Annotated in this window: 21 protein-coding genes; all 21 read right to left on the bottom strand. The window is 51.4% G+C overall.

Annotated features, from left to right (window positions below):
- Positions 1-253: 253 nt before the first annotated feature.
- Entirely contained in the window at positions 254-1,855 is a 1,602-nt protein-coding gene (locus tag EGT51_RS04920; protein WP_225428682.1) for a glycerophosphodiester phosphodiesterase, read from the bottom strand.
- Positions 1,856-2,650: 795 nt separating this feature from the next.
- Complete coding sequence (locus tag EGT51_RS04915) at positions 2,651-3,793, bottom strand: D-alanine--D-alanine ligase family protein (RefSeq protein WP_135367653.1); 1,143 nt, start codon at positions 3,791-3,793, stop codon at positions 2,651-2,653.
- 74 nt (positions 3,794-3,867) lie between these two features.
- Entirely contained in the window at positions 3,868-4,842 is a 975-nt protein-coding gene (locus tag EGT51_RS04910; protein ID WP_135367652.1) for a DUF2785 domain-containing protein, read from the bottom strand.
- A gap of 22 nt (positions 4,843-4,864) precedes the next feature.
- Positions 4,865-5,713: an SPFH domain-containing protein gene (locus EGT51_RS04905; protein ID WP_135367651.1), complete on the bottom strand. Its 849-nt coding sequence runs from the start codon at positions 5,711-5,713 to the stop codon at positions 4,865-4,867.
- Positions 5,714-6,833: 1,120 nt separating this feature from the next.
- Positions 6,834-7,136 carry a glycine cleavage system protein H gene (locus tag EGT51_RS04900; RefSeq protein WP_135367650.1) on the bottom strand — a complete coding sequence of 101 codons (303 nt, stop codon included), beginning with the start codon at positions 7,134-7,136 and terminating at the stop codon, positions 6,834-6,836.
- 16 nt (positions 7,137-7,152) lie between these two features.
- Positions 7,153-8,358, bottom strand: a complete 1,206-nt coding sequence (locus EGT51_RS04895) for an FtsW/RodA/SpoVE family cell cycle protein (RefSeq protein WP_135367649.1) — start codon at positions 8,356-8,358, stop codon at positions 7,153-7,155.
- Positions 8,359-8,458: 100 nt separating this feature from the next.
- Entirely contained in the window at positions 8,459-8,683 is a 225-nt protein-coding gene (locus tag EGT51_RS04890; protein ID WP_125575363.1) for a DUF2969 domain-containing protein, read from the bottom strand.
- Positions 8,684-8,695: 12 nt separating this feature from the next.
- Positions 8,696-8,989: a membrane protein insertion efficiency factor YidD gene (gene yidD, locus EGT51_RS04885; protein ID WP_135367648.1), complete on the bottom strand. Its 294-nt coding sequence runs from the start codon at positions 8,987-8,989 to the stop codon at positions 8,696-8,698.
- Between the two features lie 36 nt (positions 8,990-9,025).
- Positions 9,026-10,030, bottom strand: coding sequence for a rod shape-determining protein (gene mreB / locus EGT51_RS04880; RefSeq protein ID WP_135367647.1), 1,005 nt, complete (start codon positions 10,028-10,030; stop codon positions 9,026-9,028).
- A 637-nt stretch (positions 10,031-10,667) separates the two neighbouring features.
- Entirely contained in the window at positions 10,668-11,975 is a 1,308-nt protein-coding gene (murA, locus tag EGT51_RS04875) for a UDP-N-acetylglucosamine 1-carboxyvinyltransferase (RefSeq protein ID WP_135367646.1), read from the bottom strand.
- Between the two features lie 27 nt (positions 11,976-12,002).
- On the bottom strand, positions 12,003-12,233 hold the full coding sequence (locus EGT51_RS04870) for a DUF1146 family protein (protein ID WP_125575367.1): 231 nt from the start codon (positions 12,231-12,233) through the stop codon (positions 12,003-12,005).
- Positions 12,234-13,487: 1,254 nt separating this feature from the next.
- The gene (locus tag EGT51_RS04865) at positions 13,488-13,907 is read right to left on the bottom strand and encodes a F0F1 ATP synthase subunit epsilon (protein WP_125575368.1); all 420 of its coding nucleotides are present in this window, start codon (positions 13,905-13,907) and stop codon (positions 13,488-13,490) included.
- A 13-nt stretch (positions 13,908-13,920) separates the two neighbouring features.
- Positions 13,921-15,336, bottom strand: coding sequence for a F0F1 ATP synthase subunit beta (atpD, locus tag EGT51_RS04860; protein WP_135367645.1), 1,416 nt, complete (start codon positions 15,334-15,336; stop codon positions 13,921-13,923).
- Positions 15,337-15,358: 22 nt separating this feature from the next.
- Positions 15,359-16,261: a F0F1 ATP synthase subunit gamma gene (locus EGT51_RS04855; RefSeq protein ID WP_135367644.1), complete on the bottom strand. Its 903-nt coding sequence runs from the start codon at positions 16,259-16,261 to the stop codon at positions 15,359-15,361.
- 29 nt (positions 16,262-16,290) lie between these two features.
- Positions 16,291-17,829 (bottom strand): F0F1 ATP synthase subunit alpha, encoded by a 1,539-nt coding sequence (gene atpA, locus EGT51_RS04850; protein ID WP_135367643.1) that lies wholly within the window; start codon positions 17,827-17,829, stop codon positions 16,291-16,293.
- 30 nt (positions 17,830-17,859) lie between these two features.
- The gene (gene atpH / locus EGT51_RS04845; protein WP_135367642.1) at positions 17,860-18,402 is read right to left on the bottom strand and encodes an ATP synthase F1 subunit delta; all 543 of its coding nucleotides are present in this window, start codon (positions 18,400-18,402) and stop codon (positions 17,860-17,862) included.
- Entirely contained in the window at positions 18,392-18,907 is a 516-nt protein-coding gene (atpF, locus tag EGT51_RS04840) for a F0F1 ATP synthase subunit B (RefSeq protein WP_135367641.1), read from the bottom strand. The genes atpH and atpF overlap by 11 nt, the downstream gene beginning before the upstream one ends.
- A gap of 55 nt (positions 18,908-18,962) precedes the next feature.
- Positions 18,963-19,175 (bottom strand): F0F1 ATP synthase subunit C, encoded by a 213-nt coding sequence (atpE, locus tag EGT51_RS04835; protein ID WP_125575374.1) that lies wholly within the window; start codon positions 19,173-19,175, stop codon positions 18,963-18,965.
- A 32-nt stretch (positions 19,176-19,207) separates the two neighbouring features.
- On the bottom strand, positions 19,208-19,927 hold the full coding sequence (gene atpB, locus EGT51_RS04830) for a F0F1 ATP synthase subunit A (protein ID WP_135367640.1): 720 nt from the start codon (positions 19,925-19,927) through the stop codon (positions 19,208-19,210).
- A gap of 570 nt (positions 19,928-20,497) precedes the next feature.
- Positions 20,498-21,133, bottom strand: a complete 636-nt coding sequence (gene upp / locus EGT51_RS04825) for a uracil phosphoribosyltransferase (protein ID WP_125575376.1) — start codon at positions 21,131-21,133, stop codon at positions 20,498-20,500.
- A 96-nt stretch (positions 21,134-21,229) separates the two neighbouring features.
- Positions 21,230-22,471: a serine hydroxymethyltransferase gene (glyA, locus tag EGT51_RS04820; RefSeq protein WP_135367639.1), complete on the bottom strand. Its 1,242-nt coding sequence runs from the start codon at positions 22,469-22,471 to the stop codon at positions 21,230-21,232.
- Positions 22,472-22,749: the final 278 nt, after the last annotated feature.

Here is a 22,749-nt window from a genome sequence, read left to right as displayed (position 1 = left end):
CGACCGTTTGGCGCTGCTTGTTCTCCCTTGAAAAAGCGATAACCACATTCAGCTGTTTATCATTAATACTAATAATAAGGGATTTATCGCCGAATACAAGTGATATGCGGTTTTATTAAGGAACTCTAATCTGTCTAGGCCATTTTATCATCTTTATATAAAAAGAATTATAAACGGTCATTTGTGCCGGATATAATTCTTTTAATAGTCACAATTATTCGCATTTAAGCCACTAAGTCACTTCACCCGTAAGTTATACACAGCTGAACACAAAGTTCTGGACCACGGCCCACCAGTTTTTCCCGGGCCGCTGGCGCACGACACGCTGCAGGCGTGAGAGTTCATTGGTGATCTCGCCATCGGCTCCCAACGCCCACATCCGGATCATGGCCGCTGGCGAATCTGGCGTCCACACCCAGGCCGGTGCTCCAGCTTGATGGGCAGCCAAAATAAACTGCTGGCTGACCGATATGCGTTGAAAGGAGTAAAAATCCGCTGGTACGGACGCCGGTGCGACCCAGTTAAAGGGCGTGATGTAACCCACCTGCAGTTGCGGCGCCGTTTGCTTGAGCTGGGCCACCACGCGATAATCCAGTGAGTGGACGGCCGAGCCATCTCGCCGCAACCGGGCACCGTACTGATGGGCAAAGCGGCGAACGGCCCCTGCGGAGTCCTGCGGCGTGGTCTTGATTTCGACCAATAAGGGCTGGTGCAAACGTTCCGCCGTGCGTAAATAGGTTGACCAGCTCACCAAATGGTCGTGATAGCCATTCTCGTGGACTGTCAGCCGTTCTAGCTGGGCCAACGTCAACTGGTGTGGGGTCGCATTACGCTGGGCTAATACGGCCAAATTTTCATCATGCAAGACGACCCACTGATGGTCGCGGGTCTCGTGCAGATCCATTTCCACGTAATCCGGACGCTGCTGGCTGACGTGACGCAAGGCCCCCAGGGTATTTTGAACGCCCACCCCGTGATCGACACCGCGGTGACTGATGGCCACCATCGCTGCAAACTGGGGCGTACTCTCCAGGGCCTGGGCGCTGACACAGCCACCGGCAATCACCAGCAACGTGACCAACCACCAGCCTTGCCGCCGCGGAATTGGCCGACTGACGGCCGGCTGACCGCACCAGCTCCAAACCAGCGTGATGGCGGCTAAAATGACCGCGACCACAAACCCCAGAAAAATCAGTAATAATGACCCAGCCGCCAATCCTTTGGCCAAGCCGGCCGCCAATCGGGCATCCCCCCACCAATTCAGGGTCACGATGCCTTCCGCCAGTCCCCACCAAACGCCCATTAAACCGGCACCAATCAGTAGGGCCACGACCATTTGGCGCCAACTCCCCGGCCGGCGGATCTGTGGGGCCAGTCGCCGAAAGACCCAGGGCCCGCGCAACAGGCAAACGCCCGCCACGACGATGTAGATGATGGCCACCGTGATACCAACCGGCCGCCGGTTTAAGCCGACGTAGTTGATGAAATCTGCCGGCAAAGGTAAGCGCACCAACAACCGACTGCTGAGACCGCCCAACCCCAACGGTAACGCCAAGATGGTCAACCCGAGTTCTACTAACAACCAGGCTCCCTTGTGACGCCAGACCAACTGCCAGCTTTGCCAGCCCGCGGGTCGCCGCCCAATCAACGTCAGGGCCAAATGGGTCAGTTGCCAGGCGCTCAGGGCCATTAGTAGGAGTATTAGGACTACCAAGTCAACGTGCCACCCGGGGTGCTGGCCTAACAACCGCAGCCCGGCAAACAACAGGACGGCCAAACACCACCCCACTGCCAGGCCAGGTGCCAAGACACCAGCCCGCCAAGCCATTTTCAGTTGTCGTCCCCAAGTCCGCACGCTGATTCCCTCCAATTCATTGATTCTGATTCTATGACAAAATTTGTTGTCTACCACGACACTGGTTGGACTGGCCGCCTACCGTCCGCTAGCTATGGGGTGGAACGCGACCTACCCTGTTGGGCAAACCAGTTGCCTGCGGCTGCCAGGGGTTCCGCCTGCTATGGGGGACACCTCCAGCCGGTGAAACGGGCTTCCGGTTCGCTTGGAAGCCGCGCAAAACCCGCGAGTCTCCCAAGTCGCCCCACGCTGTAGGCTGAGACAAAACCTCAGCCAACACCGTCGACACAGCTGGCTCCACCCCTGGCCTCCTCCGGCGCAGATGGTGAGACCAAGGTACTTAGTGTTCGGCCCATGATAGACAACCCCGTTACCCAATAATGGGTATAGCGACCATTAGTCCTATCCACATCAGCCAACATTAAACGTATCGCCACCGCATTGGCTTGTCGTTCGCGTGAAGTGCGCGGATCCGTTGCGGACAACTAGTGCACTGACGTTGTTGGTAACCATCACCGTAGCCGAGAGTTCACTAGAGATGGGTTCAGCTGTGGGAGTTCCCTTAGCGGCACGGGCTTCGGTGCTTAGGGAACTGGCGTCTTTGAGACGGGACTTCCGGCTCAAAGCGAGGCGGCGAGACCGTCCTTTGGCTCGCCCCGTCCGCCCTCAGCGTTCCAACCCATCTCTAGTGAACGGTAAGGCGGACAGTACAACGCCGTGTCCCTGATAACAACCAGTTGCGCTTAAACAAAAACCGGCCGGGAACGTTTCCGCTCCTGACCGGCTTTGAGACCTCTAGTGTTTAGGCTTGTAAGTTGACGCTGCCGAGTGGTCATCCAATGGAATAAAGTCATAGGCCAGTTCGTCTTGGTACTTGAACTCGTCTAAGCCTAATTGGATCAACCGGTCAATCAGGTCAGCGTAGGTAATGCCCGTGGCCTGCCACAGTTGTGGGTACAGGCTGATGTTGGTGAACCCTGGCAAGGTGTTGACTTCCCCCACGTAAGGCACGCCATCCTTGGAGACCAGGTAATCGATCCGCGCCATCCCCTTTAAGCCCAGGGCAGCGTAGGTCTGTAACCCCATCTGCGTGATTTCCTTGGTCAGGTCAGCCGATAGTTCGACTGGCACTTCGAAGGTCACCCCGCTGGCGTCCACGAACTTGTTGTTGTAGTCGTAGAAGACGTCAGAATCAGGCACGCGAATGGCGCCTAATTTGGAAGCGATTGGTTCTTCATTCCCCAAAATGGAAATTTCGACTTCTTCTGGGCCGTCGATCGTTTGTTCCACCAAGACCTTGTAGTCGTACCGGAAGGCGTCTTCAATGCCGTCGTTGTATTCCGCAGCGTTGCTTGCCTTGTGAATACCGACTGAAGAGCCTTGGTTGGCCGGTTTGATGAACACGTTATCGCCCAGCTGGGCCTGAACGGTGCTGTAGTCATACGCATCGCGGTTTTCTGGCGTTAGGACCAGATACTTGGTGTTGCGGATACCATGGGCCGTCAAGACCTGTTTCGTCATATCCTTATCAAAGGACACGGCCGATGCCAAGACGCCACTCCCCACGTAAGGCTTTTTCAGTAAGCGGAAAAGCCCTTGGATCGTACCGTCTTCACCCAAGTTACCGTGAATAATTGGGAAGAAGACATCGATGTCCTTTGCTTGAGATAAATTCCAAATGGGTGCCAATGGGTTCGAAGCGTCTACTTTGGTTTGTTCCGCCGCCGCAACCGTCGCTTCATCTTCGCCATCAAATACCCGGCGTGAAGCGGCATCACTCAGGACGAAGCCGTCACGGGTCAGTAAGAACAAACTGACCTCATAACGGGACTTATCCATTGCATCGTAAATGTTGTGCGCTGAGCGTTTTGAAACGTCATGCTCAGAAGAATTTCCACCGAATAATAGACCTACGTGAATCTTCGTTTGCTTTTCCATGTTGTCACTCATCCTATCGTATATATTTCGGTTAGCCTTCAGTATACCATTTCTCAAATTGATTGAGAATAAAATCAGCCCAAAAAATCGATAGTTGAGCTCAAATAAGCCTTCAATGTCTTCGGCAAATCCTGGCGCAGCCGCAGCGCATCCAATAACCGCTTGCGATTGAAGAAACGGTTCCAGCCGCCGATGTTGTCCGGCCGCCGGTTCAAGGCGACCTGTTGCCGCCAGTTCTTTAAAATGAGCACCAGCGCATCGGCGTACAGCCCACTGCGACCGGTAGTTTCGGCCAGGTAGTTGGCAATGCGGTCATTTTCCCCGTAGATCAGCGGCGTGTTCAACCGCTTTATCCGCTCCATCAGTGCCGTCATCAAGAAGAGCTTCTCGGCGCGTGGCAATTTATGACTGTTGCTCAATACGGCCAACAGATCCGCAATGGCCGTAAAGGCGTGTGCCCAGCCCGATTGGTTCACGAAACCACGCGTGTCCGTTTCCAAGCACAGGTATGCCGCCGATAGCAGCACGGCTTGGTGGAGCTTGTCCACGTCGTTGTAATTGCCGTACTGGTCTAAGAAATGCAAGACGACGCCCAGCATGGCCACCCGACTGGCCCGCCCAAAGACGGCGTTATTGGTCGGCTCCAGGATGTGGGCAAACAGGGCCTCTGGCCGCAACAGCTCGTCTAAAATAAACGTCAATTGCTGCGTATCCAGCGCGTCTTGTTGAAAGGCATCATAAAAGGTGAAGTTAATGCCTTGGTAGCGGAGTTCGGCATCGGTCGACGCCAAGTGATCCAGCAACAAGCGGAGCTGATCATTGGGCAACGTGACCGGCACCTGTTGGTCCAGTTGATGGCGAAAGTCAGTCAAGACGTCTTTGACCCCGTCTTGGTCATCGGGTAGCGTGACGGTCGTGCGGCGGTGGCGTTTGATGCCATCCATGATCTGGCCTAACCGCGGGCCCAGCGACTGATACACCTCACCCTGTCTGACTTGCTCGTTAAGAACCGTTAAGTCGCTTAACACTTTTTGTAGCTGTTCATCCATCAAGAAACCTCCAGTATTTGTCTTACTCCGCGACTTTACCAGTGTTAATCACCGGCTGCGAGCCCCGTTCATTAATAATTGAAACCATCATGTTGTTAATTAATTGAATCTTCTGATTGTCCGTCAAATTCAGGCTAGTCTCCGCCGACAACCGCTCGATGGCGCCCTCGGTGATGGAGACCGCTCCTTCCACGATAATCTTCCGGGCGGACAAAATAGCCTGTGACTGTTGGCGTTGAAGCATGGCCGAGGCAATTTCGGTCGCGTAGGCCAAGTGCGTCAGCCGCGTTTCGATGATTTCCACGCCGGCCACGTTCAGCCGCTCCTGTAATTCTTCTGTCAAGTGGTTGGAGACCTCGGTCGGGTTACTGCGCAGGGTCAGGGCCTTGCCATCGCCAAAGTTATCGTAGGCATATTCCGACGCCACGTGGCGAATGGCCGATTCACTTTGAATCTCCACGAACTGTTCGTAGTCCTCAACGGCAAACAGCGCCTTGCTGGTATCGACCACCTTAAACACGATCACGGCGGCGATTTCCACCGGATTCCCTTGTAAGTCGTTGACCTTTAAGATGGCACTGTTAAAATTACGCACCCGCAAGGAAACCGTCGACTTATTGGTCAGTGGCACGGTCAAATACAACCCGGCCTCGCGAATCGTGCCGATGTAGCGGCCAAAGAAGGTCAGCACCTTGGACTGGTTAGGGCTGATGATTGTCAGACTGCTGGCAGCCAACACGGCCAGCACCACTAGGATGCCACCAATCACGGGCGCCGTGGCGATGCTAAGATAGATGCCCCCGGCCAACACCAGTAAGACCAAGACCAGGCCGAGATAGCCGTTAATGTGAAATACATTCTTTTCCTTCATGTGGCTCTCCTCCAATTGCTTTGATACCCCCATTATACCCGACTCCCAGCGAAAACCCCAAGCATGCGCTGAAATTGGCCGGTTTGACTGTACCGTTTGATTGCACTGACCGCCTGCCGTTACGTGAAATTCTAGGCTGGAACGCTGGGGGAGGACGCACCGAGCCAAAACCCGGTCTCGGTGCTTGCTTTGAGCCAGAAGATCACTGTCTCAAAGTCACCAATTTGCCAGCAAAACCCACTGGTAAATTCCCCGGCTGAGCCTAGATTTCACTTCACTCTCGGCTACACTAGCAGTCATAGGCAACAACCAGCGTAGGACACTAGCCACTCCCGGCACCGCCCTGAAGTTAAGCCGCGGGATTATCCCTGTACATACTAGTCGTATTAACCGACTAGCATACTTTACACTGCCGCCTGCTGACAGCCATCAATGGCTAACGATATCGTTAGCGCTAAGTAACCTGACCTCGCCGTCTATGCCGGAGGAGGCCAGGGGTGGAGCCAGCTGTGTCGACGGTGTTGGCTGAGGTTTTGTCTCAGCCTACAGCGTGGGACGACTTGGAAGACTCGCGGGCTGTGCGAGGCTTTCAAGCGAGCCGGAAGACCGCCCCTCAGGCTGCAGGCGTTCCCCATAGCAGGCGGAACCCCTGGCAGCCGCAGGCATCTGGTTTAGTAAACATAGCCCTCAGCGTTCCAACTCATCTCTAGCTAACGGTAAGGCGGCCCGCTTCCACAACGTAGCGATAAAACATTAGCCAGAAGCCGCTTACCACATTATGACGTTGGCGCAAAACCACCGTATTGGCCGATGACGTCAGAACTAAACCAGTGTTTCTTACAACCACCACCGTAGCCGAGAGTTCGCCAAATATGGGCTCAGCCGTGGGAATTTGCTTAGCGGCGTGATTTTCCGCCGCTTAGGAAACTGGCGTCTTTGAGACGCGGGTTATCGGCTCAAAGCGAGAGCGAGACCGTCCTTTGGCTCGATCGGTCCGCCCACCGCGTTCCAGTCCCATATTTGGCGAACGGTAGGCGGCCAGCCACCACCACGTAGCAGTTGCATAGGACGCAACAAGGCCGGAGCAAATGCCCCGGCCTTGTTGTGTGACTGCTGGTGATTAGTCTTCTTGAACGTCGACAAACCAAGCAGCATCAGTATCGCTACCGTTTAAAGCGTCAAAATCGTTGCCCAAAGCTGGGTTAACCGCCGTGACCTTACCGGAAACGGGGCTAGGAATGTCAGAAACCGCCTTGTCAGCTTCAACGCTTAACAGGTTTTCACCCTTCTTCACGTCATCGCCAACAGCTGGTAATTTGGCAAACTTGATTGTGCCCAGTTCATCTTGGCCTTCCGTGGTCAAACCGATCCGGGTACCGTCGTTAACTGCCTTGGTCCAGAAATACTTTACCATTTCGCTCATGCTAAATAATCTCCTTCTACTTAAACGATTCGTTACGACTAAACATGTAACTCTTATAATGATACCTCATTGACATGATTAAGCCAATACCTATGAGGTTCCCAATTAAAGCGGACCCCCCTTGACTAACAAACGGCAACGGGATCCCAGTCAATGGTAACAGCCCAATGCTCATCCCAATGTTTTCAAACACGTGGAACAAAATCATCATGATAACTCCGGTCGAAATGTAGGCGTAGAACACATTTTTGGTATCGAAGGTAACCCGAATCATTTGGTAAATCAATAAGAAATACAAGAAGATCAGGACACAGCCCCCGATGAACCCAAAGTTTTCCCCGATGACCGAGAAAATCATATCGGATTCCCGCACGGGCACGTAGACGTGGGACACGTTGAAGCCCGTGCCGAAGATGCCCCCGGAACCGATGGCCTTCATACTTTGCCACAACTGATACCCGGTGTCAGACGTATCTTGAGAAGGGTGTAACCAGGTGTCGACCCGGGAGAATTGGTAGGCCTGAAACCCGACCTTTTCCAAAATCTTCCGCCCGGCATCCGTGGTCACCAACGCCAGCGCAGTCCCGCCGACAACGGCGATGGCACTAAACGCGGGGGCAATGATCTTCCAGGTGATCCCGGAGACCAGAATCACCCCACCCACGATGGCGAAGAACACCAGCATGGTCCCGAAGTCATTTTGCAGCTTCAAGAGCACGGCTACTGGCAACGTCCACAGAATCAATTTGCCAATCAAGACCCAGTCGGTACGCACCGTATGAATCGGGTTGGCATTGTTGTGTTCGGCCACGACCCGCGCCAGCATTAAGATGAAGGCCGGCTTCATGACTTCTGATGGCTGGAAGGTCAACGACCCAATCGCAAACCAACTCCGGGCACCGGTGTTGGCGTAGTACGCGCGACTGTAGAAAATCAAGACTGCCGCTAACAGGAAGATACCTAAACCATACAGCAATGGCGCCACCTTCCACAGTTGTTCCGAATCAAATTGCATGATGATAACGATGGCGACGGTCCCAATGACGTACCACGCCAGCTGGGAGACCACGGCCGACGTAATGCTCGTGGCACTACTGTCGTGGGTCGCCGCCACATAGATCGATGCGAGCCCAATCAACGCCAACATGAGGACACAGAAGATGATTCCCCAGTCAATGCGTGATTCCGTCTCGCCTCGCCGTTCTGTCGCATTCTTTGCCACAATGATTGCTCCTTAATTCAAACTAAGATTTGTCCTAAGCCTAGTATAAAGGCCGAAGTGAAATTCGACGTTTCGCTCCGGCCAACTTTACTAAAATTTATTAACCGCGATGCAGGTGGTAATCCTTTAACAGGAGTTCGACCCCTTCGTCAACGGTCTTGACGCGGTACACATCCCCGTCGTTTAATTGTGCTTCTAACCGGTCTTCCACCGGGGTGACCGTCCCAATGGTTTCGTCACCGATTTTCAGCACGGACATGGTGCCGCCGTCTGGGAGCTTTTGCTCGTCAATGGTTACCTGTACAGATTTTTCTCGTTTGCTCATGCCAACTCTCCTTTATTTGTTGGGTGACTCTTCGTCTAGGTTCATGGCCTGACGATAGGCTTTTTCCGCCGCCACGTTGCGTCGTAAGGTAAAGTGATCCGGGACCGGATCGACCCCACCGTGGACAAATGGCTGACAGCGCAGGATGCGGGCAATGCCCATCAGGCCGCCCTTAATCGCGCCATGCTTGGCTAAGGCCTGCAACATGTAATTGGAACAGGTCGGATAGTACCGGCAAGTGGGCGGAAATAGTGGTGAAATCCACCGCTGATAGCCGCGCACCAGCCAGGTCAACAGCTGCCGCATCGTCAGACCTCCCTTGGACTGAATCGTTTCAAATGCTTAGTTATTTTCTTTGGCCGTCTTGGTGTCCATGTGTTCCAGTAAGACCCCGGCCCCTTTGGCCACGTTGTCCAATGGGTCTTCGGAAATGATGACAGGCACGGTCAACCGTTCGGAGAACAGCTTGTCGATGCCGTCTAACAAGGCACCCCCACCGGTCAACATGATGCCGCGGTCGATAATGTCAGCGGCCAATTCTGGTGGTGTCGTTTCCAACACGGCCATGGCAGCCGACACGATTTGTTCCACGGAATCATGGATGGCAATTTCCACTTCAGCGGCGTTGATCGTCGTGGTGGTTGGCATCCCGCTAACCGAATCCCGACCCCGAACTTCCATGGTCTTTTCTTCGTTGCCTGGTTCTGGGTAAGCCGTCCCAATCTTGATCTTGATGGTTTCGGCGGTCCGTTCACCAATGATCAAGTTGTGATGGTGCTTCAAGTAGTTCACGATCTCATTGTTCATCCGGTCACCAGCGACCCGGATCGACCGGCTGGAAACGATGTCGCCCAAGGACAAGATGGCGATGTCAGACGTTCCCCCACCCATGTCAATGACCATGTTACCGCTAGGCTTGAAGATGTCCATGCCGGCACCCAAAGCGGCCACCTTGGGTTCAGCTTCCAAATAAACCTTCGCGCCACCAGACTTTTCGGCCGCCTGAATGATGGCCTTCCGTTCGATTTCCGTGATGTTCGTTGGCGCACAGATCATGATGTTCGGCTTGGATAAGAAGCCCTTTACACTTAATTTATTGATGAAATAGGAGAGCATGGCTTCGGTGATGTCGAAATCAGAAATGACCCCATCCTTCAACGGACGAATTGCCCGGATATTACCAGGAGTCCGACCCACCATCCGGTAGGCTTCAGAGCCCACTGCTAATACCTTGTCAGTCTTCGTGTCGATTGCCACGACTGATGGTTCATTTAATACGATTCCTTTGCCGACCACGTAGATTAAAACGTTCGCCGTACCTAGGTCAATGCCAATGTCTTTCGCCATACTTATGCGTCCTCCTGAATTTTAATGCCAATTTTCAACATTTCATTATACCATAAACCGCGTGAACTCTAAACGGTTTCTCCCCCGCTACCGTAAAACTTCTCTGTTGGTTACCAAACTGGGTGGCAACACTGGTGCTTACTGGCCGCCTTACCGTTACGTGAAATTAAGCCGCTGGGTCATCCCTGTACATGCTAGTCGTATTAACTGACCAGCATGCTCTACACTAACTGCTGACAACCACCATAACAGTCGTCAACTCAATTCGTCCAACCAAAACTTTGACAACCCACACGGCACGTTTCGGCGGTCCTCCCTATGTTACCTCAACGACACAACATAGCCGGAGGCAGCCAGGGTGGAGCCAGCTGTGTCAACGGTGTTGGCTGAGGTTTTTTTCTCAGCCTACAGCGTGGGACGACTTGGAAGACTCGCGGGCTGTGCGAGGCTTTCAAGCGAGCCGGAAGACCGCCCCTCAGGCTGCAGGCGTTCCCCATAGCAGGTGGAACCCTGGCTGACGCAGGCACCTGGTTTAGCCAATTTTACTGGCAAGAAACTTGACGGCAGCATGGGTCATGTTGCCAGTAAGTTTGCGGGGACAAGAAAAAGGCGGCAATAGTTGCCACCTTTCAGTGAATTAGTTATTTACGTGCGCATTCTTTAACACAACGGTGTCATCATCAGGTACGGAGACCCGTTTGACCTCGGCACCCAAGGCGGCCAACTTCTTGTGGAAGTCGTAGTAGCCCCGGTCCAGGTACTTCAGGTTCGTGACCTGCGTGTAACCGTCTGCCACCAATCCGGCCAGAACCAATGCCGCCGCTGCCCGTAAATCGGTCGCAGCCACTTCGGCCCCGTTGAAATCAGTTGGCCCGTGCATGACCACGGTCCGCCCGTTGACCTGGTATTGCGCGTTCATCCGCCGCAATTCTTCCAGGTGCATGAAACGGTTTTCAAAGACGGTTTCCGTCATGGTACTGGTGCCGGTCGCAGCCAGTTGTAAAACGGTCATTTGCGGTTGCATATCCGTTGGGAAACCGGGGTATGGCAACGTTTTGACGTCAGTGGCTTGTAACTTTTCCGGGCCAATGACACGAATGCCACCGGGCTCGTCAATCACTTGCGCACCCATTTCTTGTAATTTGGAAATTAATGGTTTGTTGTGTTCCACGATGCCGTCTTGAATCAAGACGTTTCCGTGGGTCAACGCTGCGCCGACCATGAAGGTGCCGGCTTCGATACGGTCTTGTACCACACTGTGTTCAGTGCCGTGCATCTTAGCGACCCCGTCGATTCGCAACGTTTCCGTCCCCGCACCGCGAACGTGGGCGCCCATCTTGTTGAGGATGTTAGCCAAGTCGACGATTTCTGGTTCACGGGCAACGTTATCGATCACGGTCGTGCCTTCCGCCAAGCAGGCAGCCATCAGAATGTTCTGCGTGGCGCCAACACTTGGGAAGTCTAAGTAAATGTGCGCCCCTTTAAGCTGATCAGCAAAGGCTTCGATGTACCCATCGTGTTGTTCGATGCGCGCACCCAAGGCTTCCAGACCCTTTAAGTGTAAATCAATCGGCCGCGTGCCAATTGCACAACCACCTGGTAACGCCACACGCGCATGGCCTAACCGAGCCAGCAGTGGCCCCATGACCACGATTGAAGCGCGCATCTTGGAGACGTACTCAAACGGCGCTTCACTAGAAAGTTGTTTAGTCGCGTCAATCGTCACTTCTCGTTTGGCCTCATCAAAATCAACGGACAAATTCAAGAAGCGTAAGACTTTATTCATCGTATACACATCAGACAAAACCGGAACATTTGCTAAGTGAGTGATGCCCTCTTCGCCCAGGATCGACGCTGCCAGAATTGGCAGGACGGCATTCTTGGCCCCTTCAATATGGACCACACCAGTTAAGCGGTTCCCACCATGAACAATAATTTTTTCCATGGGATACCTCCAAAGATTTTTATGGGTCTAACGTAACAGATAGCCCAGATTACGAACGTTATCGATGAAGTCCAAAAAGAACGAACTGCAAGCGAATCCAACTGCAACCGACAGCATCACGATTAAGACACGTGATTGCCGCGGATAAAACGTCATCAATCGCTCAATGTGTAACGCAGAGATAGCCCAAAAGGCCAATCCGATAAAAAATAAGTGACTGATAATGGTCAGAATTCCCTGTAATCCAATGAGTGACATTCGCTCAATCCTTTCTAAACATTCTCACTAACTATAGCATAATTTAGCGGCCTTGTCCTTGAGATACCCATAAAATCGGCGTTTGTAATATTACAATTGCCCTAATTCACTGTTTAAACCACACAGTCAGTTGGTTAAATCACCACGATAACCACTAAGCCCTTAATTAGGCACGCCTCAAAATAACCGATTACCCCGCACCACTCCGGGGGTCAACGACGGTCATGGCTCACCGTCATTGACCAACCAAATCACCGGTCAGACTATTAGTGAAGTATCCCAACTAAACCCGAAAATTAATTGATGCAAGTCGCCAACACCAAAAAGCAAGTCATCGCGGCAATCCCTTGTCGCTCTAGACATTTCGGCAATCTTGTTTAAATTTCCGTCAAATTTAAACGTGAATATCACCATTTTTGACCCCATCCCCACTTCACTCCCACTTTCGGGTAAACTGGGAGTCCATCGCTGACGTGACTATTGTGGGTACAGCCGCCTTACCGTTAGAACGTTGTCCACCACGTTGAATAAACCAGTCGCCTGCGGCTGCCAGGGGTTCCGCCTGCTATGAGGGACACCTCCAGCCTGTGAAACGGGCTTCCGGTTCGCTTGGAAGCCTCGCAAAACCGGCGAGTCTCCCAAGTCGCCCCACGCTGTAGGCTGAGACAAAACCCCAGCCAACACCGTCGGCACAGCTGGCTCCACCCCTGTCCTCCTCCGGCATAGACGGCGAAGTCAGGATACTTAGCATTAAACCAAGACAGCGTGACCATTACCAATCGGTGCATACGGCAATTGATATTCCGCAAACATCAGAGACACAGTTATTCCAGTTACTGACGAAATGACATGGTCCCCCTGAAACTTATCGCTACGTAGCGGGCAACAGTATGCCGACAGTTATGGCAACCACCACCGTAGCCGAGAGTTCGCTAGAGATGAGTTCAGCTGTGGGAGTTTTCTTAGCGGCACGGGCCATGGCGCTTAGAAAACTGGCGTCTTTGAGACGTGGGCTTCGGCTCAAAGCGAGGCGGCGAGACCGTCTTTTGGCTCGACCCGTCCGCCCTCAGCGTTCCAACTCATCTCTAGCGAACGGTAAGGCGGCAGCCTAGATTGTGTTGCCAGGCTGCAGGCGTTCCCCATAGCAGGCGGAACCCTGGTTGACGCAGGCACCTGGTTTCACCAATCTAAAAAAAAGCGACCGCCCACCCCAAGAGGTGAACGGCCGCCAGAAACACGCGAACGTATTTTAAATTAGTGCTTAGCCACGTTGATCCGGTTGATTGCTCGCCGCAACGCTACCTCAGCCCGTGCAAGGGAATCGGCATCGTGCGCAGCTTGCGCCTTTTCAATCGTTGCTTTGGCACGTTCCCGGGCACTTTCAGCCCGATTGACGTCAATATCGTCTTGACGTTCCGCACTGTCTGCAACAATGGTCGCCACGTTGTCAGAGAATTCCAAGAAACCACCGTTAACGGCAATCTTATCTTCGTTTTCACCTAACTTGACCCGCGTTTCATCGACTTCCAGAGAAGCAATGAGGGGCACGTGGTTATACATAATCCCAAGTTCACCAATGGTCGTCTTCACCACTAATAAGTCGCTCTTACCTTCGTAAACTTGGCCATCAGGGGTAACGATACTAACAGATAACACTGATTGATTATCAGCCAATTAGAATCCCTCCCTAGTTGTTGGCAACGGCGTCATTCATTTGCTTAGCCTTCGCAACGGCATCTTCAATCGCGCCACAGTTCCGGAAAGCGTCTTCTGGAAGGTCATCGTACTTACCTGCAAGGATTTCCTTGAAGCTTCGGATGGTGTCTTCCAACTTGACGTACTTCCCATCCATCCCCGTAAACTGAGAAGCCACGGAGAATGGTTGTGACAGGAAGAATTGGATCCGCCGAGCACGGTTAACAATGGTTTGTTCTTCGTCGGATAATTCATCCATCCCTAAGATAGAGATGATATCTTGCAATTCATGGTACCGTTGCAAGACGTGTTGAACTTCCGTCGCCACTTCGTAATGTTCTTGACCAATGATTTCTGGGGCCAAAGCCGTTGAAGTCGAAGCCAAGGGGTCCACGGCTGGGTAAATCCCTTGTTGCGTCAAAGAACGTTCCAAGTTGGTCGTGGCATCCAAATGGGCGAAAGTCGTGGCAGGAGCAGGGTCGGTGTAGTCATCGGCAGGCACGTAAACGGCTTGGATAGAGGTGATTGACCCCTTCTTGGTCGACGTGATCCGTTCCTGTAACTGACCCATTTCAGTAGCCAGCGTTGGTTGGTAACCAACGGCTGAAGGAATCCGACCCAACAGGGCAGAAACTTCAGAACCGGCTTGCGTGAACCGGAAAATGTTATCGATGAATAACAGCACGTCTTGGCCCTTAACATCACGGAAGTATTCCGCAATCGTTAACCCGGTCAAGGCAACCCGCATCCGGGCACCAGGAGGTTCGTTCATTTGACCATAAACCATGGCCGTTTGCTTCAGAACCCCGGACCCCTTCATTTCCCAGTACATATCGTTACCTTCACGAGTCCGTTCACCAACACCGGTGAAGACGGAAATCCCGTTATGGCCTTGGGCAATGTTATGAATTAATTCTTGAATTAAAACGGTCTTACCAACACCGGCACCACCGAACAACCCAATCTTCCCACCACGAACGTAAGGTTCGAGTAAGTCAATAACCTTGATACCCGTTTCCAGGATTTCAGTCGTAGGGTTTAATTCGTCATATTTAGGTGCATCACGGTGAATTGGCATCCGTTCTGCGTCTGGTCCAAATTCGGCACCGCCGTCAATTGGATTTCCGAGAACGTTGAACACCCGACCTAATGTGTCGTCACCGACAGGAACAGAAATAGAAGCACCAGTGTTTTCTACTTCCAGTCCCCGACGAAGACCATCGGTACCGTCCATGGCAATGGTCCGCATAACCCCGTCACCTAATTCCAAGGCAACTTCGGTTACAAGGACACTACCATCATCTTTTTTGATGTTCAGGGCAGTGTTGATGTCAGGTAATTCATCATTCAACGGGAATTCAACGTCGACAACAGGTCCGATAACTTGAACAATTTTACCAGCACTCATTATTCGTTAATTCCTCCCGTCATTAATTATTTAAGGCTTCTTGCCCACCAGTAATTTCGGTGATTTCAGTCGTGATCTGTGCTTGACGTGCACGGTTATAGTGCAGTTGCAGCGTCGCGATTAAATCATCAGCATTATCAGTGGCAGACTGCATCGCGTTGGTACTTGATGCATGTTCGGCCGTCTTTGCGTCCAAGATCGCACCGTAGACCAAGCTTTCCGCGTATTGCGGTAAGACGACTTGGAGCACCGCTTCATCAGAAGGCTCCGTGTCGTATTCAGCGGTCAGCGGTGAGGCTTGCGTATCATTTGCCGCGTCAGTCGACATCGTTTCCTTGTCGACTGGCAACATCTTTTCTGCCCGGAAGCGGGAAGAAATTCGGTTAACAAAATGGTTGTAGCAAACGAAGAGTTCATCGAAGACTTCGTTGTTAAACATCGTGGTCACGGTCTTGACGATTTCCCGAACTTCATTAAATTCAGGCACATCGCTGACCCCACGGTATTCGTAAGCCACGTTGACACCGCGGTGCTTGTAGAAATCAGCACCGGTTCCCCCAACGGCTAACACCATGTAGTCGTCCGGATTTGGCGTCCGTTCTTTAATGAACGCATTTGCATCCCGTAAGACACTGCTATTGTAGCTCCCAACCATTCCACGATCGGAGGTGATCACTAAATATGCGGTTTTCTTTACTGGACGGTTCGACTGTAGGCTACTTGAGGAATTATCATCCAATAGATGAGACTGCGAAAGATGCATGACGACAGCCTTAACCTTAGAAACATAGTCTTGGTAGCCGACTGCTTGTTTCTGAATCTTATTTAACTTCGCCGTCGAAACCATGTGCATCGCCGCCGTAATTTGACGGGTCGCCTTCGTGGAATTAATTCGACGTTGAACGTCATGAATTGATTCAGCCATTATTTCTCACCATCCTTCCTTCAAGTATCTTAATCAGCCGCGTTAGCCGATTCGTCGGCCTTGGCAGTTGGTTGGAAAGTCGTATCGAATTCCGCGATAGCCTTTTCCAGAGAGTCGCCTTCTGGCAAGTTCCCGGTCTTGGTGATCGTGTCTTCGAGGTCTTGGTGACTGGCGTCCATGTAATCAAACAATTCGTTTTGGTAACGTAAGACGTCTGCCACTTCCAGCTTGTCCAAATGACCATGCGTCAAGGCAAACAAGATAATAACTTCCTTAGCAACGGGAACGGATTCGTGTAAGCCTTGCTTTAAGACTTCCACGGTCCGGGCCCCACGTGCTAACCGCGCTTGGGTAGCGGCATCCAAATCAGAGCCGAATTGCGCGAAGGATTCCAGTTCACGGTAGGCAGATAAGTCCAACCGCAACGTCCCGGCAACCTTCTTCATGGCTTTGATCTGAGCGTCCCCACCAACCCGAGATACGGAAGTCCCGGCATCCATGGCTGGCCGAATACCTGAATAGAAGGAATCACTGTTCAGGAAGATCTGACCATCGGTGATGGAAATAACGTTGGTTGGAATGTAAGCAGAAACGTCCCCGGCCTTGGTTTCAATGACAGGTAAGGCCGTCATCGAACCGCCACCAAGTTCATCGTTCAACTTCGCTGCCCGTTCCAATAAACGAGAGTGGGTGTAGAAAATATCACCAGGGTAAGCTTCACGACCTGGCGCACGCCGCAGAATCAAGGAAAGTTCACGATAAGCATCGGCTTGCTTGGTTAAATCATCGTAGACGATCAACACGTGCTTGCCGTTGAACATGAACTCTTCACCCATGGCTGCACCGGCGTAAGGCGCGATGTACAGCATTGGGGCTGGTTCAGAAGGGCTGGCGGTAACAACGATCGTGTAGTCCATCGCGCCGAATTTCTCCAACGTTTGTACTTGAGACCGCACCGTAGAAGCCTTCTGACCAATTGCGACGTAGATACAAATCATGTCTTGGTCTTTTTGGTTAATGATCGTATCGATGGCGATAGAGGACTTCCCAGTCTTCCGGTCACCGATGATCAATTCACGTTGGCCACGACCGATTGGAACTAAGGCATCAATGGCCTTGATCCCGGTTTGCAGAGGTTCGCTAACCCCTTGCCGGTCCATAACCCCTGGTGCTTTATGTTCAATTGGCCGCGTCTTGTCCGTGGAAATGTCCCCTTTACCGTCAATTGGTTGACCTAATGGGTTAACAACCCGGCCAATTAATTGATCGCCAACGGGAACTTCCATGATTCGGCCAGTCCGCTTAACCGTATCGCCTTCAGTGATTCCAGTGAAATCACCCAAGATAACGATACCAACATCACTGGCTTCGAGGTTTTGGACCATTCCATAAACCCCGTTGTCAAATAACAGCAACTCACCTTGCAAAGCGTTGTTCAGACCGTGGGCCCGAGCGACACCATCACCAACGTAAGTAACCGTACCAGTTTCTTCAACTGAGATTTCATCCTTGTAGCTTTCTAATTGTTGTTTAATTAGAGCACTGATTTCCTCAGCTTTAATGCTCATGAAAGTTTCACCTCTTTATCACCGAATTCGTTATGCTAGCAGTTGCTGCCGTAAACGATTAATTTTAGTTCGTAGGCTACCGTCAAGCACCGTGTCTGCGGCCTTGATAATAACCCCACCAATCACAGCAGGGTCAACCTTGCTGCTCAAGATGACCTTCTTTGCCCCAACGCGCTTGGCGTAGACGGTTTCGATCTGTGACTTCTGTTCAGCCGTCAATGCGACTGCCGTCGTCACTTCAGCGTAGACCGTGTCGTGGGCATCGTCATACAGTTTTTGGAAAGCGTCGATAATATCGACAAGGTTTTCCATCCGACCGTAATCGTAGGCCATTTGAATCAGGTTTTTGATATACGGTGAGGCTTGCTTCAACAGTGGTTGGAGCAAAGCTTCGCGTTCAGCAACCTGCAGGCTAGCGTCTGAGAGCATCGTGCTCAACTGTGGGTTGTCCTGGAAGATACGCCGAAGTTCCTCTAGCTCTGTGTAGCCTGACTCCAGTTGGTCTTTTTCGGACAACAATTCAAATAATGCTTTGGAGTAGCGCTTTGCTACCGTTGCCCTATTAAGACTCATGTTGCTTCCCCAACCCTTCGATATAAGAATCAATTAATGCCTTTTGGTCGTCACCTTTTAATTCTCGTTGAATGATCTTGGAAGCAATCTCAATAGATAGGTCCGCCACATCGTTACGGGCATTGGACAGCGCGTCTTGACGCTCCTGTTCGATATCCTTTTGGGCATTTTGCTTCATCGTTTGAACATCTGCTTGGGCCTGGTTCACGATTTGTTCGCGTTGTTGTTGACCGTTCGTCTTCGCATCATTCACAATCGTTTGGGCTTCAGAACGAGAATTTGCTAAGGCTGCTTGGCGCTTTTGCACCAGGTCGGCAGCATCGTTACGGGACTTTTCGGCAGAATCAATATCGTTACTGATCTTGTCGGCCCGTTCTTGCATCATCTTCGTGACTGGACCCCACGCCACAACCTTAATAATCCACATCAACAGTAAGAACGTGACAATGTAGAATAGAGAATCTCCAAAGTAAAGCGACTGACCAATTACTAAATGTGAGAGCATCTATTGACACCTCCTTTTGCTATCAGATATTTAAAACTAAACCGGTTCATTGTTACTACTTGTTCATAACCATCAAAGCAACAACGAAGGAAATGATAGGCATGGCTTCAACCAGCCCAACACCGATAAACATGTTCGTCCGTAATTGACCTGATAATTCAGGTTGACGAACCATACCTTCTAGCATCTTGGAAATAACGATACCATCACCGATACCCCCACCGACGGCGGCACCAAACATAGCAATACCAGCTGCAATAGCTCCCATAATCTTTGTTTCCTCCTTAAATTAGATAAAACTTATTCCTCGACTTCTAGCTTTTGAGAAATATAAACTGATGACAACGTGACGAAAACGAACGCTTGGATGGCCCCCAAGAATGCGGAGAACCCTTGCCAAGCCATTTCGATTGGTACGGCAACGATCATCGTTGCAATACCGTGTGAAGCTGCCAGATCCCAGATTACCCCTAATAGCATTTCACCAGAGAAGATAACCCCGAAGATACGGAGACCCAACGTCAGAAAGTTCGTGAATTCCTCAAAGATACTAATCGGAAGCCAGAACACGAAAGGTTTCAGGTAGTTTGTGAAGTGACGCTTATAACCTAATTTCCAAACCCCTGCAAACTGAGCGATCATCATGGTCATTAACGAGAACGTTAACGTCGTCATGGGATCAGACGTTGGACTACGAACGATGGTTGCCCCGCCACGTGTTGCCACTTGGATAAACAACCCCAGTTCGTTAGACAGGAAGAGAAATAGGAATAACGTGAATCCCCACAAGCCAAACTTGCCGACATCGCCGGCTGGAATGGACCCCTTCAAAATTCCGTTGGTAAAATCAATTAGCCACTCCAAGAAGTTTTGCCCCTTGGTAGGCTTCATGGCCAATTTTCTGGAAGTGAAAAAAATGACTGCCACCATCAGCACAAATACGACTAGGCCGGAAACCACGTTGGCAGTACTAAAAGTCAGTCCCAGAAATTGGAAGGTTGAAACTGGATCACCATTCACCGAATATCACCTCTTTTCCACACTATATGAACGCATTTTCTCTGTTAAATTCCTCACTCATGTCAGGCATTTCGCAAGAAAAGCGGAATAGTGAACGAAGCGAGCGCTCCATTCAAATACACTGGAAATGATACCACCAATCTAGATAAAAGACAAAACAATTTTTCACAGGATGAACATTCCTGTGAGTTAGATTAAAATCCCATCTTGAAAGGGTTGTTATCGTTTCCATGGTAAACTTGCGTGCGCACTCGCCCCGATAAAAAAATTAAAACTAACGGCCGACCGATCGTCACTCAGCCAGTTGACGACCCACTGAGCAAGTCGTGCTTAAACCGGCCAAATTTGCTGTTTGGCTGGGCTTAAATTTTGCCGTGGTCATTGGGTCCCATCGACTGATTGAACGATCTGGGAAGGCACGTTACCGGCCTCAACGGCATTTTACAGCACCACTCTGGGTACCAACACACTGATGGTCGCACTTGACCAGCGCAGTTAAGTTACTAATCTTGCTAACGGGGTTTCCTAACAAAGAAGAGACTCGACCAACTGGCCGAATCTCTTTAACGTTTACTTCGTTCCAAACAAACGGTCACCGGCATCGCCGAGACCTGGCACAATGTAGCCGTCTTCGTTCAGATGATCATCTAACGCCGCCGTGTAAATATCAACGTCAGGTTGGGCTTCGCGTAAAGCTTTAACCCCTTCTGGTGCGGAAACCAGGCAAACAAACTTCATGTTCTTTGGATCAGCGCCCCGCTTTTCCAAAGCTTCGATTGCCATCATGGCAGAACCACCGGTCGCAAGCATCGGGTCAACGATGAAAATTTGCCGTTGATCGATGTCTGAAGGCATCTTCACGAAGTATTCATGGGGCTGTAAGGTCGTCTCATCACGGTACATCCCGATGTGACCGACCTTTGCAGCTGGAATCAATTCCAAAATACCATCTACCATACCAATACCGGCACGTAAGATTGGCACAATGGCAACCTTCTTACCAGAGAGTTCCTTGGCAGTCATCTTGCCCATTGGTGTTTCGATTTCCTTATCCTTTAAAGGCATATCGCGCGAAACTTCGTAGGCCATTAAGGTCGAGATTTCGTTGACAACCTCCCGAAAACTGCGGGTCCCACAGTCTTTGTTCCGGATAATCGTCAGTTTGTGTTGAATCAACGGGTGGTCAAGTACTTGAAACTTCCCCATGAATGAGCGCTCCTTTATGATTTCTTACAATTGTACCATGGATTTCCGCTACCAAAACGCCTAATTTCAAATGAAAACGTTTTTATCATAAATTTTTTAATCCAACGCAGATAACGGGTGGGCACTAGTGAGTGCATGCACACGTTGCCGGACTTCATCTAAAATCTGATCGTCCGTAGGATTCAAGAGCGTCTTGACGATCAACCGCGCAACTTCGCGGGATTCGTCTGCATTGAATCCCCGCGTGGTGATGGCCGGGGTTCCCAGCCGAATTCCGGACGTCTTGAACGGGCTTAATTTTTCGTTCGGAATGGCTTCCTTGTTGGTGGTGATCATGACACTGTCCAACAGTTCTTGGGCTTGCTTACCGTTAAGATCCGTGGCCGACAGATCCAAGGTCATCAAATGGTTGTCCGTTCCCCCGGAAACGACCCGGACCTGAGGCAACTTGCTGAATTCATCAGCCATGGCGTGGGCGTTGGCAATGATCTGCTTGCCGTAATCCGTGAATTCTGGCTGCAGGTCTTCGAAAAAGGCCGCCGCTTTCCCAGCAATCACGTGTTCCAGTGGTCCCCCCTGCGTGCCGGGGAAGACGGCGGAGTTGATGCGCTTGGCATTTTCCGCTTGGGATAAGATCATCCCGCCCCGTGGGCCGCGCAACGTCTTGTGCGTCGTCGTGGTGACCACATCGGCAATCCCCACTGGACTCGGGTGCAGGCCAGCCGCCACTAACCCCGCAATGTGGGCCATGTCGACCATTAAGTATGCGCCGACTTCATCCGCAATATCACGGAAGGCTTGCCAGTCAATGAACCGAGAATATGCGGACGCCCCGGCCACAATCAGTTGGGGCTTGACCTTCAGCGCTAGATCACGAATCATGTCGTAGTCCAGGAGCTCAGTGTCTGGGTTTAACGCGTAGCTGTAAGCATTGTACAGCTTCCCGGAGAAGTTGACTTTAGCCCCGTGGGTCAAGTGACCGCCGGCGTCCAGGCCCATCCCCAAGATCGTGTCACCAGGCTGCAAAAATGCCGCATAGACGGCTTGGTTTGCCTGGGAGCCAGAGTGGGGCTGCACATTGGCGTACTCCGCGTTAAACAGCTTCTTAGCGCGGTCAATGGCCAGTTGTTCCACGACGTCGATGTACTGGGTCCCACCATAGTAGCGTTTACCCGGATAACCTTCGGCGTACTTGTTGGTCAAAACGGAGCCTTGCGCCGTCCGCACGGCTTCGCTGACGATATTTTCGGAAGCAATCAATTCAATCGTGTCTTCTTGACGTTGTTCTTCTTTGGCAATAGCGCCCCATAATTCTGGATCTTTTTCTTTGAAATTCACTGGCAATTCCCCCTGAACTGTAATTGGTCTTATTTTACCAAATTTTTCGCGTTCATGGGACTACTTCGCATTATTTATTATTTTATAAATCGCCAACCTAACTAGCTAATCATTGACCGGTAATAACGCTAGTACGCTTTTAGAAATACTGTTCGGACTGTCCGCCTACCGTTCGCCAAATATGGGTTGGAACGCTGGGACGGGTCGAGCCAAAGGACGGTCTCGACGCCTCGCTTTGAGCCGAAAATCACGTCTCAAAGACGCCAGTTGTCTAAGCG

Origin of the sequence: Levilactobacillus suantsaiihabitans (assembly GCF_004745505.1) — a bacterium.
Classification (GTDB): domain Bacteria; phylum Bacillota; class Bacilli; order Lactobacillales; family Lactobacillaceae; genus Levilactobacillus; species Levilactobacillus suantsaiihabitans.
Note: the sequence above shows the minus strand (reverse complement) of the source record. Positions and strands in the feature narration are given on the sequence as shown.